Genomic DNA, 14,227 nt, shown 5'->3' with positions numbered 1-14,227 from the left:
GCACCGAACTCCGTAGGGGCAGACCTGCGTGTCTGCCCACCGCCCGCCCCACCCCGCCCGCCGCATCGCAAACCGACCACCGTAGGGGCCGCCCCACGTGGCTGCCCGTGCCCCGCCCCGCATCGAACCCCGCGCCCCCCGCACCAACGCCCGCCAAAACGCCCCTCCCCCAGGCAGTTTTTGGGGGCAGGGGCCGCGAGGTGACGAGCGGGGGAGGGGGCCCAGGTGGCCCCGCCCTCACATCTCCACTTCCGGCGCGCGCCCCGCCTTGGGCGCCAGCATCACGCGGTTGCGGCCGCCGGCCTTGGCGCGGTACAGTGCCTCGTCGGCCAGCTTCAGGAGGTCGGCGGCGGCGGGGGTGCACTCGGGGCAGGCGGCCACACCCACGGACGCCGTGATGCGCAGCGGCTGGCCGCCGAAGATCAGCGGGCGCGCCTCGATGCTGCGGCGGATGCGCTCGGCGGCGTCGCCCGCCTGCTTGAGCGACGTCTCCGGCATCAGCACCACGAACTCCTCGCCGCCGAGGCGCGCGGGAAGGTCCACGTCGCGCACGCCGGCGCGCAGCAGGTCGGCGACGTGCTTCAGGACGCGGTCGCCGACCTCATGACCGTGCGTGTCGTTGAACTTCTTGAAGAAGTCCACGTCCAGCATCAGCATGCTGAAGGGACGCGCGTAGCGGTCGAAGTACGCCGCCGCGGTCGAGGCGCGGCTCTCGAACGTGGAGCGGTTCGGCAGGCCGGTGAGCGAATCGGTGGCGGCGAGCTGCTCCACGCGGTCCAGCTTCAGACCGCCGCGCAGCGGAGGAGGCGCGATGGAGCGCAGGTCTCGCAGCAGCTCCATCTCCTTGGGCCCGAAGCGGGCCGGGTCCGGGTGCCACGCCGCGACGGCCCCCAGCGGCTCCCCGTCCGCTACCAGGGGGATGACGGCGGCGGAGCGCGGCGGCGACACCCACATCTCGCCGGGCGCCAGGAGCGGCAGCAGCTCGCTCTCGCCGCGCAGGTCGCGGTACGACAGGTCCACGCCGTGCTTGATGCTGAGCGCCACCCGCGAATCGCCGTCCCCGAACTCGGCGGCGGCGCGGGGGGCGCGGCCCGTCTCCGCCGCGATGTGCAGGATGCGCCCGAACGGACCGCTCACGCCGGGGGCCAGCGCCACCGCCGCGCCTTCCGCGCCCAATCCTGCGCGCACCGCTTCGGCCAGCTGCCGCGCGAATGGCTCCAGCTCCAACTCCCCCGGGAGCGCCAGGACGGCAGTCCGCAGCGCGGCCGTGCGCGCCTCGGAGCGCGACGAGTCGGCCCGCATGCGCAGGAGCGAGACGAGGGCGGAGAGGTGCTTCGCCGCCGCCAGCGCGGTCGCCTCGGCGCCGGGGGGGACGACGCCGGGGTAAGCGAGCGCCAGGACGCCCAGCGGGAGCTCCACGGGAACGAGGAGCATCTCCGCGGCCCAGGGCGAAGGCAGGTCGCGCCGGCCGCGCTGGAGGTGGACGGGCATCTGCTCGTCGATCGCCCAGCGGAAGGGATGCCCCTCCAGCGAGACGCGCGGCTCGGGCTCGGCGAGGCCGTCGGGAGCGGCGCGGGCGCGGAGCTGGGCGGTGCCTTCGTCCGCATCCATCTTCCAGAGCGCGGCCTCCTGCGCGTCCGTCGCGCGGCGCACCAGCTCCATCGCCGCCTCCGTCAGCTCCGCGTCGGACACGGCGGCCTCGGTGCGCGCGGCCTTTCTGGCGGGCGCCTCCGGGTCCGCCGAAGCGCGGCGCGCGGGTACGGAGACGAGTGCGAGCGCCCCGCCGGCACCCATCACCAGCGCGTGGCGAAGGAGATCCATCCACGCCACCGTTCCCCCGAACAGCCACGCCACGAACGGCACAAGGAGCGCGGCGGCGGCGGCCGCGGGGCGCGTCCAATCCTCCCGCTCGCGCAGCAGGAGGTACGCCCAGACGCCCGCCAGCGCGATCAGCGGCGAGGCGAGCGAGCCCGTGGCGAGCAGCAGCAGGTGGATCGCGGGCCAGGCGGCAAGGACGGCAAAGGCGCGGGGGACACGGGTGTACGCCCACGCCGCGATCCCCGCCAGCACGGGCACCGCGGCCCACGCGCCCCATTCCGGAAGCCAGCGCGGAGCGAGGAGCGCGGCCAGGTAGGCCACGCCCGCCACGAGGATCGGCACCGGGAAGCGGTTGGCGCTGGAGATCGTCAGGACGAGGTCAGGAGGTTGATGCGCGCGGCCGCGACCGCCGCGCCGAACCCGTTGTCGATGTTCACCACCGTCACGCCGGACGCGCAGGAGTTGAGCATCCCCAGAAGCGCGGCCAGCCCGCCGAACGCCGCGCCGTACCCCACGCTCGTCGGCACCGCGATCACCGGCGCGGACACCAGCCCGCCGACCACCGATGGAAGCGCGCCCTCCATCCCCGCGATGACGATGACGACGGCGGCGCGCTGCAGCACCTCGCCCGCGGAGAGGATGCGGTGCAGCCCGGCCACGCCCACGTCGGTCAGCCGCTCCACGGGGCTGCCGAAGGCGCGGAGGGTATCCGCCGCCTCTTCGGCCACGGGGAGGTCGCTCGTGCCGGCGGTGACGATCAGCACGGGGCCGCGCGTGCGGCGCGGCGCGGGGATCGCGGGCGCCAGGTAGGCGGTGCGGCCCAGCTCGTTGATCTCCACGCCCGGGAGCACGGCGGCGAGCCGCTCGGCGCCCTCGGGGCTCACGCGCGTTGCCAGCAGCCCGTCGCCGCGCACGGCGATGCGCTCCGCGATGGCGGCGAGCTGGTCGGGGGTCTTCCCCGCCCCAAAGATCACCTCCGGAAAGCCGTGGCGAAGCGCGCGGTGATGGTCCACCGTGGCGAAGCCCAGCTCCTCGGCGGGCGTCCAGCGCAGCCGCTGCTCCGCGATTTCCGGCGCCGTCTCCCCTCGCGCGACCTCGTCCAGGAGCGCGCGCAGGCGCTCCGGCGTCACGCCGCGACCTCCTGCGTCTGCTGCAGGTAGCCTTCCAGGAGCCGCTCCGCCTCCTCGATGCGCGTGACGGCGAAGAGCTCCTGGCGAAGGAGGCGCCCGTTCGGCAGACCCTTGGTGTACCACCCCAGGTGCTTGCGGAACTCCACCATCGCCTTTTCCTCGTCGCTCTCCCACGCGATCGCCAGGCGCGCGTGATCGATGACGATGCCGAAGCGCTCCACCGGGTCCGGATCGGCGGGGACGGGGCGGCCCTCCAGCGCCGCGCGCGCCTGCCCGAAGAGCCACGGCGCCCCGTGCGAGCCGCGCGCGATCATGATGCCGTCGCACTTCGTGTGGTCGTGCATGCGCCGCGCGTCCTCGCCTGTCCACACGTCGCCGTTGCCGATCACGGGGATGTCGAGCGCGGCCTTGACGGCGGCGATCTCATCCCAATTGGCCGTGCCGCTGTACATCTGGGTGCGGCTGCGGGCGTGCAGCGTCAGCGCCATGGCTCCCGCGTCCTGGCAGCGCAGCGCGATCTCCACCGGGTTGCGCGTGTCCTCGCTCCACCCGCTGCGGATCTTGACCGTGGTCGGGATGGAGATGGCGGCGCGCACGGCGCGGATGATCGCCTGCACCAGGTCCAGGTCGCGCAGGCAGCCGGAGCCGCCGTTGCGGGTAACCACCTTTTTGACCGGGCAGCCGAAGTTGATGTCCAGGAAGTCCGGCTCGTACACTTCCTCCACCAGCGCCGCGGCCTCCGCCATCGCCACGGGGTCGCCGCCGAAGATCTGGATGCCGATGGGGCGCTCTTCGTCGTTGAAGCGGAGGTAGCCGTGCGTGCGCCGGTCGTGCCGCCGGATCCCCTCGGCGGAGACGAACTCGGACACGACTACGTCCGCCCCGAAGCGGCGGCAGAGCCGGCGGAAGGGGGACTCGCTGACGCCCGCCTGAGGCGCAAGGTAGAGCGGGACGGTGCCGCTTGCCAGAAGGTCCAGCGCATTCGGTTTCATGCGGGTAAACTACTTGAGTCCAATGGTTTTCTCAACCCGATTCGCGGGTCTGTCGTGACGCACGAGCGTCGCGCGGGTCCATCCGTGCACGTCTTTGCTGCAATATCGTCATAGAGCGCTCGCGTGCTCATTGCGCCAATCGCCGGACAGTGTGTGCGCGAGTTGGGCCGTTCCCGGCGCTTCCGTTACATTGCGCGCCATCCCTGGCGTGCTTGTGGCACATGGCGGTCGAATTCGATCCAACCTTGCGTGCGGCGGGCTCTTGCGCGAAACCGGGTTTTCTGTAATATAGTTGTCCCATGCCGAATACATTAAACGAAAAACAGACCGACCTGCTGCGCTACCTTTCGCGGCAGACCGGCCCCGTTCCGGTGGATCACCTGGATGGACGCGTGGTGAGGGCTCTTAAGTCGCGCTCGCTCATCGACGAGCGCAATGGCTGGGTCTCCGTGAGCAACCAGGGCCGCGACGAGTTCGAGACCAAGGTCCGCCGCCGACGCGCCTTCAGCCCCCACTCGGGCGACTCCGGCGCCCGCAATGCCCGCGCCGAGTCGATCAAACGCGCCATCGACGCGCTGGAGCTGGCCCTCCCCAAGGACGCCGAGGTCATGATCGGCGAGATGCCCGCCTACGCGGACGACGTCATGGAAGGGTTGCGGATCTTTGCGAGGCGGCTGGCGCGGTCGGGGTGATTGGGTGATGGAGGTGAGGAGGGCCCGGGCGAGGGATCGTCCGGGTCTTTTTTGCGTGGAGGGATGGGGCGGGTGAATCCAGATGTTCCGGCGGTTGAAACCGCTGCAACAACCGCGGGAAACCTGCCTTCGCAGGTTGCGCGGTGGGGGTGGTGCCGGCTCACATTGGCCCGGCCGCGATCACCGGGGGCTGAAGCCCCCGGCTGGAACCACGCGAAGACGGCTGAAGCCGTCTGGATAACGGAGGCATCAGACCGGGAGTCCGCGCAGGCGGACTTTGTGCTTTTGTTGCAGCGAGTTCACTCGCCGGCTCCGCTCCACGCGGTCAGGCGGTGGAGCAGGGCTTCGATGCGGGCGCGGAGGTCCACGTCGTCGATGAAGGGGGCGGCGGCGCGGAGGTAGGTGATGAGGAGGCCGATCTCGCCCTGCGCGAGCTCCTCTACGAAGAGGGATGGATCGAGGCCAAGGTCGTGCGCGGCGGTGGTGACGGCGCGGACGGAGAGCTCCGTGAAGTCGTCTTCGGGCACGCGATTGCTCCTGTCAGGGCTTCCAGTGGAAACGAGGGCGGCTTCCCCACACCGCCATCGCGGTCAGGTAGATGGGCTGCGCGAGGAACCAGAGCGGGAGCCAGCGCAGCAGCCCGGTGCGGCCGAAGCTGCGCGCCGCGGTGGCGTACACCAGGAGGTCCGCGGCCAGCTTGGCGAGCACGCCCGCAATCCATCCCGCCCACGTCAGGTACCCCGTCCACACGAAGAGCGGCCCGCACAGTACGAAGACGTTGGCGTAGAGCGATGCCGCTCCGTACGCCAGCACCCGCACGTCCGCGCGAAAGTGGTGCATCCCGCTGGACGCCCAGCGCGCGCGCTGGTTGCGGAAGTCGCGCATCGTGGGGACGGGCTGGGTTCGCACGAGCGTGTCCGCGCCGTCCGCCCAGGCGATGCGGCCCAGATCGGGCGCGGAGCGGATCAGGTAGAGCATGAGCATGTCGTCGCCGGCGATGCGGGTGAGGCCGGAGCGGTAGCCGCCGACGTGGTCGAAGGCGGCGCGGCGGTAGGCCAGGTTGTGGCCCGACGCGCCCAGCGGCATGCTCAGACGGGCGCTCGCGAGCATCGTGGTGGTCAGCGTGAGGAAGTCGAACGCCTGGAATCGCTCGAACCAGGAGCCCTCGGAGGCGTATTCGGAGCATCCGAGCACCATCGCGACGTCAGGCTGAAAGGAGCGCACCAACCCGGCCACCCAGGTGCACGGAACACGGCAATCGGCGTCGGTCAGGAGGAGGATCTCGCCGCGGCTGGCTTCGACGCCGCGCTGCAGGGCCAGCTTCTTCGGCGAGATGCCGTCTGGGACATCCGTCTGGCGGACGAGGCGGAAGCGGCCGGGGTGGCGCGCGGCGGCCGTTTCGACGAGCTCCGCCGTCGAGTCCGTGGAGCGGTCGTCCACGATCAGCGCCTCGAAGGCCGGGTACGTCTGCGCGGCCAGGTCGGCGAGGAGCGCGGGGAGGCGGGCGGCTTCGTTGCGCGCGGCCACTACCACGCTGACGAACGGCGTCGCGTCGCTGGGCGGCGGCGTGGGACGGCGCAGCGCCCACCACGCCGCGCCCGCCGCCGCGAGGTACACGCCGAGCGCGGCGGCCGTCAGGACATCGAAGAACGTCAACGAGATCGGGGCGTCTGGTCGAGAGGAATGGGGTTCGGCGGGCGGTCGCCACTTCGCGTTCCGTGCCAGCGAAATCGAAAAAGGTGACTCAGAGGGCCGCACTCCTTACATTGATGGCTGCGCATCCCGCCGGAAACCGGAAGTCTCCCTCCCCCGTACATGTCGTCGGCCGCACGCATCGCGCGGCCGCACCGCACCCCGAGCATGAGCTTCTACCTCTTTTCGCTGATCCTTGGAGCGCTGGGCCTCCTGGCCATGGCCGCGTCCGGCCTGAGCCACGGACATGGGCACGGCGGCCACGACGTGTCGCACGGCGGCGGCCACGGGCACGGCGGCCACCTGGGGCACGGGCACGGCGGCCACGCGGGGCATGACCTGGGCGGCCATCACGGCGGGCACCACGTGGCGGGGCACCACGGCGGCCACGACGTCGCGGGGCACCACGGCAACCACGCCAACCACGACACCGGCCAGGGCGGGCACGCGTGGGCGTGGCAGATCCTGTCGCCGCGCGTGCTGTTCAGCGTGCTGGTGGGGCTGGGCGCCACGGGGCTCGCGGGGGAGCCGTACCTGGGCGGGGTGCTGCTTCTGCTGCTCGCGCTGCTGGGAGGGATCGCCTTCGAGCTGGTGGCGGTGAGGCCGGTGTGGAACTTCTTCTTCCGCTTCGCGTCCGTGCCCGCGCTGACGCTGGAGAGCGCGCTGTTCGACACAGGAACGGCGGTGACGAGGTTCGACGAGAGCGGCAGCGGGTTGATCGCCCTGGAAGTGGACGGGCAGGTGCTGCAGGTGCTCGCCACCCTTCGCCCCGCGGACGTGGACAAGGGGCTGCGGGTGCGCGCGGGCGACCGGCTGCTGGTGGAGGAGGTGGACGGCGCGCGGAACCGCTGCGTCGTGTCGAGGGCCGCGCCGGACCATCCGGCCGGCGTGAAATCATTAGAGGAGAGCTAGGACGATGAACCTTGCAGGAATCGCGGTCATCCTGATCGGCGTTCTGATTGTCATTCCGCTGATCGTCAACTCGTTCCTGCGCAGCGTGGGGGCGGGCACCATCCGCATGGTGAGCTGGCTGAACGGGCGCACGGCCATCTACCGCGGCCCCGGCAAGTCGTGGGAGATCCCGCTCTTCACCACGGGCACCACGCTTTCCAGCAAGGCGATCAACGTCGACCTGGACATCACGGACCAGACGGCGGACCTGGACCAGACCGGCACGCCGCAGCCCATCAAGGTGCAGGTTCTGGCGAGCGCCATCGTGTCGGTGGGCGACACGGACACGATGATCAAGACGGCGGCGAACCGCTTCTTCTCCAAGCCCGAGGCGGAGCAGCTCAACATCCTGATCGACCTCCTCAGCAGCTCGGGGCGGCGCGCCATCAACCTGCTGACGCACGACCAGCTCTTCTCGGCCAAGACGGCGCCGCGCCTTCCGGCGGGAATCCGCACGCCGGGGATGGAGCTGGTGGAGCACACGCCGATCGAGCTTCCCGTGTCGCGCGCGGTGGACGCGGCGGAGGACGACGACGATCCGCTCGCCATCATCATCCGCAAGGCGTGCTCGCGCGAGCTCACGGACCTGGGGCTGGCGTTCAACTCGCTGAACATCAAGGTGGTGCAGAGCGAGGTGGCCGAGGCGCGGCGCCGGATGTCCGCCGCCGAGGCGCAGGCCAACGCGGACATCGTGAGCGCGCAGCAGTCCCGCCGCTCCAAGGAGGCGGAGCTGGAGGCGGAGCGCGAGATCAGCAACAAGCAGCGCGAGCTGGAGCAGACGCGCGCGGCCAACGCGGCGCTGATCGCGCAGGCCGAGGTGGCGCGCCAGGAAGCGCTCGGGCACCAGCGCATCGCCGAGCTCGAGGCGACGCAGCTCGCCCAGGCGCGCGCGGACGCCGAGCGGGTCAAGATCCAGGCGCTCGCCACGGCCGAGGCGGAGGCCATCCGCATCAGCACCGTGGCCGAGGCGACGGCGGAGAGCATCCGCAAGGTGAACGAGGCGATCCAGCGCGGCGGCGAGAGCTACTTCCGCTACCGCCAGATCGAGATGCTCCCGCAGATCGCGCCGTCGATCGCGGACGCGCTGGGCAAGGCGCGCCTGGTGACGATCGCGAGCGGGTCCGAGACCGGCGCGCCGGAGGCGACCACCAACAACATCACCGGCGTGATCCAGACGGTGCTCGCCGCGCAGCTCGTGGGCCGCAGCGGCATGCTGGGCGACGGCTCGGAGCTCCCGGTCGCGGCCGGTGACGGCGTCGGCAACGGGCGCGGCGTGCTGTAAGCGAAGAAAAGAAAACAACAGCATGCCTCACGCGGAGACGCGGAGACGCAGAGAGAACTTCGAGTGCTCTCCCCGCGTCTCCGCGTCTCCGCGTGAGATGCGGTTTAGCCGTCCTCGCCGCGCACTTCGAGGAGAAGGACGGGGCGGGTGTCCTCGGCGAGCCAGAGGGAGGCGGTGTAGCCGTAGTCCGCGCCCGCGAGGAGGGGGGTGCCGGGCGGGATGAGGCGGGGGGCGGCTTCGTGGGACCAGAAGGCGCGCGCCTGGCCCGCGGGGAGCCACCGCAGCGCCTCGCCCAGCTCGGCGACGGCGAGGCGGGCGTGGCCGAGCTGCTCCGCCGCGTCGTCTTCGTAGAGCGTGCGGGCGCGGGCGTGCGGGAGGAAGGCGTGCTCGTCCCACAGCCGCGCGAGCGGGAGGTGGGTGACGACGCGGCGTGCGAGCGGGCCGGTCACGTCAGCGGCGCGCCGCCATCCCGGTGACCAGGCGCTCCACCAGCGCCGGATCGTTGGGGAGGAGCCCCGCGGCCGGAAGGCGGCGCACCAGCTCCGCCCAGCGCGGATGCACGGCGTGCGCGCGGCGCAGGTAGGGGAGCGCATCGTCCACCCGGCCCGCGCTCGCGTAGGCGATCCCGGTCCAGAAGACGGCCTCGCCGTTGGTGGCCGCGTCGGGGAGGATGCTGGTGGCGGCGCCGTAGGCAGCAGCGGCGGCCGCCATGTCGTTGCGCGTGACGGCCGCGTCGCCCTCGTTGAGCTTGCGGTAGACGCGGGAGAGGGTCAGCAGGCGGCGCAGCTCCACGAGCGGCTCCGGGTTGTCCTCCACGCGCAGGTCCACGATGCGGTCGTTCCAGGGGCGGCCCGTATTGGTGGGGCCCACCACGATCATCGCTGCCGACTGGCGCCCGCGGATGTCGCCGCCCTCGCGCTGCGCGGCCTCCAGCGCCTGCATCAGCCGGTCGGCCAGGTCGCCGCGGGCGCTCTCGAAGGCACGTGCCATCGCCTGCGGCACCGTGGCGCGGTCCATCAGGTTGGCCTGCACCGAATACTGCGCGCCGCTCACGTTGCCGGCCGCCACGATGTTGCGCTTCCCGGTGTAGCCGGCCACCCGCCCGCGGGCATCCACCATCGCCACCTGCCGCACGGCGGAGTCCGCGTCGGTGGATACCAGGGCGCGCAGGGCCTCCGGGGCGCTGCGGCCCATCCGCATCAGCTCCAGGCCCAGCGGGCCGTACGAAGGCTCCGTGAACGACTGGGTGGCCACGGCGCCCACGCCCGCCTCGGCCCACGGCACCGCGGTGCCCACCGAGAACCAGTGCGACTGCACCGCCACCCCGATCTCCCCCGTGGCGGAGTCGCGCGCCACGATCGAGTAGGTGGCGACGGGGCGGATGGGCGAGGTTCCCTGCCCGGCGGCGCTGGCGGGGGCGAGCGCGGCGATGGCCAGGATGCGCAGCGAGCGGAGCATGCGGGTTCGTGTGCGTGTGGATCGTTGACGACGTTTCCGGAAGCTACGTGCCGGGCGGGGATTTTGCACGCCCGTGCCCCCGTGATCGACTTCTCAATCCCCTGCCCTGCCGGAGGCGCCCCAATGGCCGCGAAGGACAAAAAGGACGAGCCGCGGAAACGTGTCTCCAAGACCAACATGATGATCGGCGCGGCGGGCCTCTTCCTGTTCATCGTGGGGGTGAAGCGCGGCCTGCGCGTGGACGTGCCCGGCGTGACCGAGGGCGTGCCGCTGGACGTGGAGCCGGAGGAGGAAGACGGCTCCGCCTGAGGCACGGCGGCCCGTTCGGGTGCACGGAAGATGCAGCGACGAAAGAGGTTCGATCTTCCTTCACCCGGACCGGAAAAGAGGGGCAAGTGACCGGCATCATCAAAGTGACCGCCGCCGCGCTCGCGGTGGGCGTGGGGATTGGGGTGGGACAGGGGATGGTCAGCCGCGGCGCGCCGAGCGGGTTCCTGGATGCGCAGCCGCAGCAGACCATCGCCGCGCTTCCCCCGCAGCAGGAGGACAACATCGCGGTCCGCGTGGCACGGCAGGCGACGCCCGCGGTGGTCAGCATCGCGACAGAGGGCGGATCGGGCTCGGGGGTGATCGTCAACCGCAACGGGACGATCATCACCAACGCCCACGTCGTTGGCAACAGCCGCACGGTGCGGGTGGGGCTGCAGAATGGGCAGATGCTGCTGGGGACGGTGCGCGGGCGCGACCCCAGCGTGGACGTCGCGGTCGTGCAGATCCCCGGCTCCAACTTCCCCAGCGCCCCGCTCGGCGACTCGGACCGGCTGGCGGTCGGGCAGACGGCCATCGCCATCGGCAACCCGTTCGGGCTGGAGCGAACGGTGACGACGGGGGTGGTGTCGGCCATCAACCGCAGCATCGACGAGCAGTTCGAGCCGCTGATCCAGACGGACGCGGCCATCAATCCGGGCAACTCGGGCGGGCCGCTGCTCGATTCGCGCGGCCAGGTGATCGGCATCAACACGGTGGTGCTGCGCGACCCCACCAGCGGCGGCGCGGCGAGCGGGCTCGGCTTCGCCATCCCCATCAACCTGGCCAACGAGATCGCCCGCCAGATCGTGGCGACGGGGCGGGTGCGGCGCGCGTACATCGGCGTGGTGCCGGCGGACATCACGCCGGAGATGGCGGCGCAGTTCGGCTTCCCGGTGCAGCGCGGCATCATCCTGCGCGACGTGGGGCGCGGCACTCCCGCGGCCGCGGCCGGGCTCCAGGTGGCGGACATCATCACCCAGATCAACGGCCAGCCGATCAACTCCTCCGGGGACCTGCGCCGCTTCCTCCGCGCGCAGCAGGCGGGCACGACCGCGACCCTCACCGTGCTCCGCCCCGGCCCCGATGGCGCGGCACAGCGGCTCCAGATTCGCCTGCGACTGAGCGAGATCAGCACCTGAACAACAGGGCTCACACAGAGACACAGAGACACAGAGGAAGAACTGCAGAGGAACAAGGAGCACCCGAAACTGGTTCTATTCGGGTGCTCCTGATCTTCTCTCTCTCTGTGGCTCTGTGTCTCTGTGTGAGATTGCTGTTCTTTCAGAAGATCAGGACCGCCGCGACGAGCGCCAGGATGATGAGGGCGATGATGGCGCTCGCGGTGCTGGAGAGGCCCAGGCGCGAGGTCTTGGGGTCGCCCACGCCGCCGTTGGTGGCCTGGGGGTCTCGTTCGGTGAAGCGGTTGGGATCGGGGCCTGCCGCCATCGCGCACCTCCGGTGATTGGGAAGGGTGCCCGCCGTGCAAGCCACGCGCCCGCCGGGTGCCGGTGGCGAAGCAGCGCGCGGGCACTATATTCGCCGTCCGCGGGCGCCTCCGCCCGAGGGAGCAACCCGAACCGCAGCCGAGCGCACCGACGATGGCCGTTTCCGACTACCTGCAGCGCAACCGCGAGCGCAGCCTCGAAGAGCTGATCGATTGGCTCCGTATCCCCAGCATAAGCGCCAAGTCCGAGCACCGCGAAGACACCGCCCGCGCCGCCGAGTGGCTCGCCGGCCGCATGCGCGAGGTCGGGCTGCAGACGGTGGACGTCGTCGCCACCGCCGGCAATCCCGTGGTAGTGGGCGAGTGGCGCGGGGCCGAGGGGGCCCCCACGCTGCTGGTCTACGGCCACTACGACGTGCAGCCCCCCGAGCCGCTCGACGAGTGGAAGTCGCCCCCGTTCGAGCCGGTGGTGACGGACGGGCGCATCTACGCGCGCGGCTCGGTGGACGACAAGGGGCAGGTGTACCTCCACCTCAAGGCCGTGGAGGCGCACCTGGCGGAGAACGGCTCGCTGCCGGTCAACGTCGTCTTCCTGGTGGAGGGCGAGGAGGAGGTCGGCTCGCCGAACTTGGGCGCCTTCCTCAAGGAGCACGTGGAGCGGCTGCGATGCGACGCGGTGATGATCTCGGACACCACCATGTTCGCGCCCGGCCTGCCGTCGATCACGGTGGGGCTGCGCGGGCTGGCGTACATGGAGGTCCGCGTGCAGGGCCCGTCGGTGGACCTGCACTCCGGCGCGTACGGCGGCGCGGTGGTCAACCCGGCGCTGGCGCTCGCCCGCATCCTCGCGCAGCTCCACGACGAGCAGGGGCGCATCACCATCCCCGGCTTTTACGACCGCGTGCGCGAGCTGACGGCGGAGCAGCGCGCCGCCATCGCCGCGCTGCCCTTTGCAGAAGAAGGTCTTCGCGAGGAGGTCGGCGCGCCGGCGCTGGGCGGCGAGGCGGGGTACGGGTCGGTGGAGCGCATCTGGGCGCGGCCCACGCTGGACGTCAACGGCCTCCTCTCCGGCTACACCGGCGAGGGCGCCAAGACGGTGCTCCCCGCGCGCGCCATGGCCAAGGTCTCCATGCGCCTGGTGCCGGACCAGGACTACAAGGAGATAGAGCGCATCTTCATCGAACACGTCAAGTCGCTGGCGCCGGAAGGGGTCACGGTGGAGGTGGAGGCGCTGCACGGCGGGCAGCCTTGGTTCGCGGAGCCGGAGGGGAAGGTGTTCGACGCGGCCAAGCGCGCCCTGGCCCGTGCCTACGGCAAGGACCCGGTGATGATCCGCGAGGGCGGCTCCATCCCCATCGTGCAGTCGTTCCAGCAGACGCTGAACGCGCCGGTGGTGCTGATCGGCTTCGGGCTGCCGGGCGAGAACGCGCACGCGCCCAACGAGTGGATGTCGGTGGAGAACTTCCACGTGGGCGCGGAGGCGATCGCCGCGCTCTATGAGGAGCTCCGGTGACCCTGCCGGGCGAGACGACGGCGGAGGCGGAGGTCCGCGCCTTCGTCGACGGGCACGTGGAGCGCATCGCGCCGCTGATGCGCGAGTCGAACCTGGCGGCGTGGGATGCCGCCACCGGCGCCGATCCGCAGGCGCACGAGCGCTCCGCCCGCGCCCGCGCCGCGTACAAGACGGTGTACGCGGACGCGACCCACGCGCGCCTGGTGCGCACCTGGCTGGCCAGCGACGACGTACGCGATCCCCTGCTCCGCCGCCAGCTGGTGCTGCTGGACAACGAGTACACGGGCAACCAGCTGCCGCCCGAGACCATCGAGGACCTGGTGCGGCGCGCCACGGAGCTGGAGCAGACCTTCACCGAGTTCCGCGCCACGTTCGCCGGCGAGCGCGCCACCAACAACCAGCTCCTGGACGTCCTGCGCGACGAGCGCGACGTGGCCACCCGGCGCGAGGCGTGGGAGGCGAGCAAGCAGATCGGCCGCGAGGTGGCCGAGCCGCTGCGCGAGCTGGTGCGGCGCAGGAACGCCGCGGCCCGCTCGCTCGGCTTTCCCGACTACTACGTGATGGAGCTGCGCCTGCAGGAGCTGGACGAGGAGCGGCTCTTCGCCATCCTGGACGAGTTCCGCGACCGCACCGACGCCCCCTTTCGCCGCTTCCGCGACGAGCTGGACGCGCGCCTCGCCGTCCGCTTCGGCGTCGCCGCCGAGGCGCTGCGCCCCTGGCACTGGGAGGATCCCTTTGGCCAGGAAGCCCCCGGCGTGGGCACGGTGGAGCTGGACGACGTCTTCCGCGACCACGACTCGGTGCGGATCGCCGCCGACTTCTTTCGCGGCATCGGCCTCCCCGCGGACGACGTGCTCGCGCGCAGCGACCTGTACGAGCGCGAGGGCAAGGACCAGCACGCCTTCTGCATCGACGTGGACCGCGAGGGCGACGTGCGCATCCTGTG

Annotated in this window: 15 protein-coding genes; 7 read left to right on the top strand and 8 right to left on the bottom strand. The window is 71.5% G+C overall.

What is annotated here, in order from left to right; genetic code table 11:
* Positions 1-237 precede the first annotated feature (237 nt).
* Genes VF647_05415 through dusB form a run of 3 tightly spaced genes read right to left on the bottom strand, consistent with a single transcriptional unit; the run spans position 238 to position 3,940 of the window.
* Positions 238-2,160, bottom strand: a complete 1,923-nt coding sequence (locus VF647_05415) for a sensor domain-containing diguanylate cyclase (protein ID HEX8451513.1) — start codon at positions 2,158-2,160, stop codon at positions 238-240.
* Between the two features lie 26 nt (positions 2,161-2,186).
* On the bottom strand, positions 2,187-2,948 hold the full coding sequence (gene larB / locus VF647_05410) for a nickel pincer cofactor biosynthesis protein LarB (GenBank protein HEX8451512.1): 762 nt from the start codon (positions 2,946-2,948) through the stop codon (positions 2,187-2,189).
* A complete protein-coding gene (gene dusB / locus VF647_05405; protein HEX8451511.1) occupies positions 2,945-3,940 on the bottom strand; it encodes a tRNA dihydrouridine synthase DusB in 996 nt (331 codons plus the stop codon). Before dusB ends, larB begins: the two co-directional genes overlap by 4 nt.
* Positions 3,941-4,239: 299 nt before the next feature.
* Between dusB and VF647_05400 the strand changes: the two genes are divergently transcribed.
* A complete protein-coding gene (locus tag VF647_05400; protein ID HEX8451510.1) occupies positions 4,240-4,632 on the top strand; it encodes a hypothetical protein in 393 nt (130 codons plus the stop codon).
* A 299-nt stretch (positions 4,633-4,931) separates the two neighbouring features.
* Here the strand turns inward: VF647_05400 and VF647_05395 are convergent, their stop codons facing one another.
* Positions 4,932-5,159, bottom strand: coding sequence for a hypothetical protein (locus tag VF647_05395; GenBank protein HEX8451509.1), 228 nt, complete (start codon positions 5,157-5,159; stop codon positions 4,932-4,934).
* A gap of 13 nt (positions 5,160-5,172) precedes the next feature.
* Positions 5,173-6,288 (bottom strand): glycosyltransferase, encoded by a 1,116-nt coding sequence (locus tag VF647_05390; protein HEX8451508.1) that lies wholly within the window; start codon positions 6,286-6,288, stop codon positions 5,173-5,175.
* Between the two features lie 204 nt (positions 6,289-6,492).
* On the opposite strand from VF647_05390, the gene VF647_05385 reads away from it, so the two are divergent.
* Both VF647_05385 and VF647_05380 read left to right on the top strand, forming a co-directional pair.
* Positions 6,493-7,236 carry a hypothetical protein gene (locus VF647_05385; GenBank protein ID HEX8451507.1) on the top strand — a complete coding sequence of 248 codons (744 nt, stop codon included), beginning with the start codon at positions 6,493-6,495 and terminating at the stop codon, positions 7,234-7,236.
* A 4-nt stretch (positions 7,237-7,240) separates the two neighbouring features.
* Positions 7,241-8,557 (top strand): hypothetical protein, encoded by a 1,317-nt coding sequence (locus tag VF647_05380; GenBank protein ID HEX8451506.1) that lies wholly within the window; start codon positions 7,241-7,243, stop codon positions 8,555-8,557.
* 104 nt (positions 8,558-8,661) lie between these two features.
* Here the strand turns inward: VF647_05380 and VF647_05375 are convergent, their stop codons facing one another.
* Positions 8,662-9,006, bottom strand: coding sequence for a hypothetical protein (locus VF647_05375; protein ID HEX8451505.1), 345 nt, complete (start codon positions 9,004-9,006; stop codon positions 8,662-8,664).
* Position 9,007: 1 nt separating this feature from the next.
* Positions 9,008-10,015, bottom strand: a complete 1,008-nt coding sequence (locus tag VF647_05370) for a DUF1028 domain-containing protein (GenBank protein ID HEX8451504.1) — start codon at positions 10,013-10,015, stop codon at positions 9,008-9,010.
* Between the two features lie 123 nt (positions 10,016-10,138).
* Here VF647_05370 and VF647_05365 point away from each other — a divergent pair, with 123 nt between their 5' ends.
* On the top strand, positions 10,139-10,324 hold the full coding sequence (locus tag VF647_05365; GenBank protein ID HEX8451503.1) for a hypothetical protein: 186 nt from the start codon (positions 10,139-10,141) through the stop codon (positions 10,322-10,324).
* Positions 10,325-10,410: 86 nt separating this feature from the next.
* Entirely contained in the window at positions 10,411-11,463 is a 1,053-nt protein-coding gene (locus VF647_05360; protein HEX8451502.1) for a trypsin-like peptidase domain-containing protein, read from the top strand.
* A 142-nt stretch (positions 11,464-11,605) separates the two neighbouring features.
* On the opposite strand, the gene VF647_05355 is transcribed toward VF647_05360, so the two are convergent.
* Positions 11,606-11,770, bottom strand: coding sequence for a hypothetical protein (locus VF647_05355; protein HEX8451501.1), 165 nt, complete (start codon positions 11,768-11,770; stop codon positions 11,606-11,608).
* Positions 11,771-11,922: 152 nt separating this feature from the next.
* Between VF647_05355 and VF647_05350 the strand changes: the two genes are divergently transcribed.
* Together VF647_05350 and VF647_05345 are read left to right on the top strand one after the other, a co-directional pair.
* On the top strand, positions 11,923-13,281 hold the full coding sequence (locus VF647_05350) for a dipeptidase (GenBank protein HEX8451500.1): 1,359 nt from the start codon (positions 11,923-11,925) through the stop codon (positions 13,279-13,281).
* Positions 13,278-14,227, top strand: a 950-nt coding sequence (locus tag VF647_05345; GenBank protein HEX8451499.1) for a M2 family metallopeptidase, incomplete at its 3' end; no start/stop codon positions are given. The genes VF647_05350 and VF647_05345, both read left to right, overlap by 4 nt.

This window comes from Longimicrobium sp. (assembly GCA_036387335.1).
Classification (GTDB): Bacteria; Gemmatimonadota; Gemmatimonadetes; order Longimicrobiales; family Longimicrobiaceae; genus Longimicrobium.
This window is presented reverse-complemented; position numbering and strand designations above follow the sequence as displayed.

Bases quoted from the DNA above. Each gene is read 5' to 3' on its own strand.
- dusB (HEX8451511.1), bottom strand. From the start codon at position 3,940: ATGAAACCGAATGCGCTGGACCTTCTGGCAAGCGGCACCGTCCCGCTC.
- VF647_05355 (HEX8451501.1), bottom strand. From the start codon at position 11,770: ATGGCGGCAGGCCCCGATCCCAACCGCTTCACCGAACGAGACCCCCAG.
- VF647_05370 (HEX8451504.1), bottom strand. From the start codon at position 10,015: ATGCTCCGCTCGCTGCGCATCCTGGCCATCGCCGCGCTCGCCCCCGCC.
- VF647_05385 (HEX8451507.1), top strand. From the start codon at position 6,493: ATGAGCTTCTACCTCTTTTCGCTGATCCTTGGAGCGCTGGGCCTCCTG.
- VF647_05400 (HEX8451510.1), top strand. From the start codon at position 4,240: ATGCCGAATACATTAAACGAAAAACAGACCGACCTGCTGCGCTACCTT.
- VF647_05380 (HEX8451506.1), top strand. From the start codon at position 7,241: ATGAACCTTGCAGGAATCGCGGTCATCCTGATCGGCGTTCTGATTGTC.
- VF647_05350 (HEX8451500.1), top strand. From the start codon at position 11,923: ATGGCCGTTTCCGACTACCTGCAGCGCAACCGCGAGCGCAGCCTCGAA.
- VF647_05365 (HEX8451503.1), top strand. From the start codon at position 10,139: ATGGCCGCGAAGGACAAAAAGGACGAGCCGCGGAAACGTGTCTCCAAG.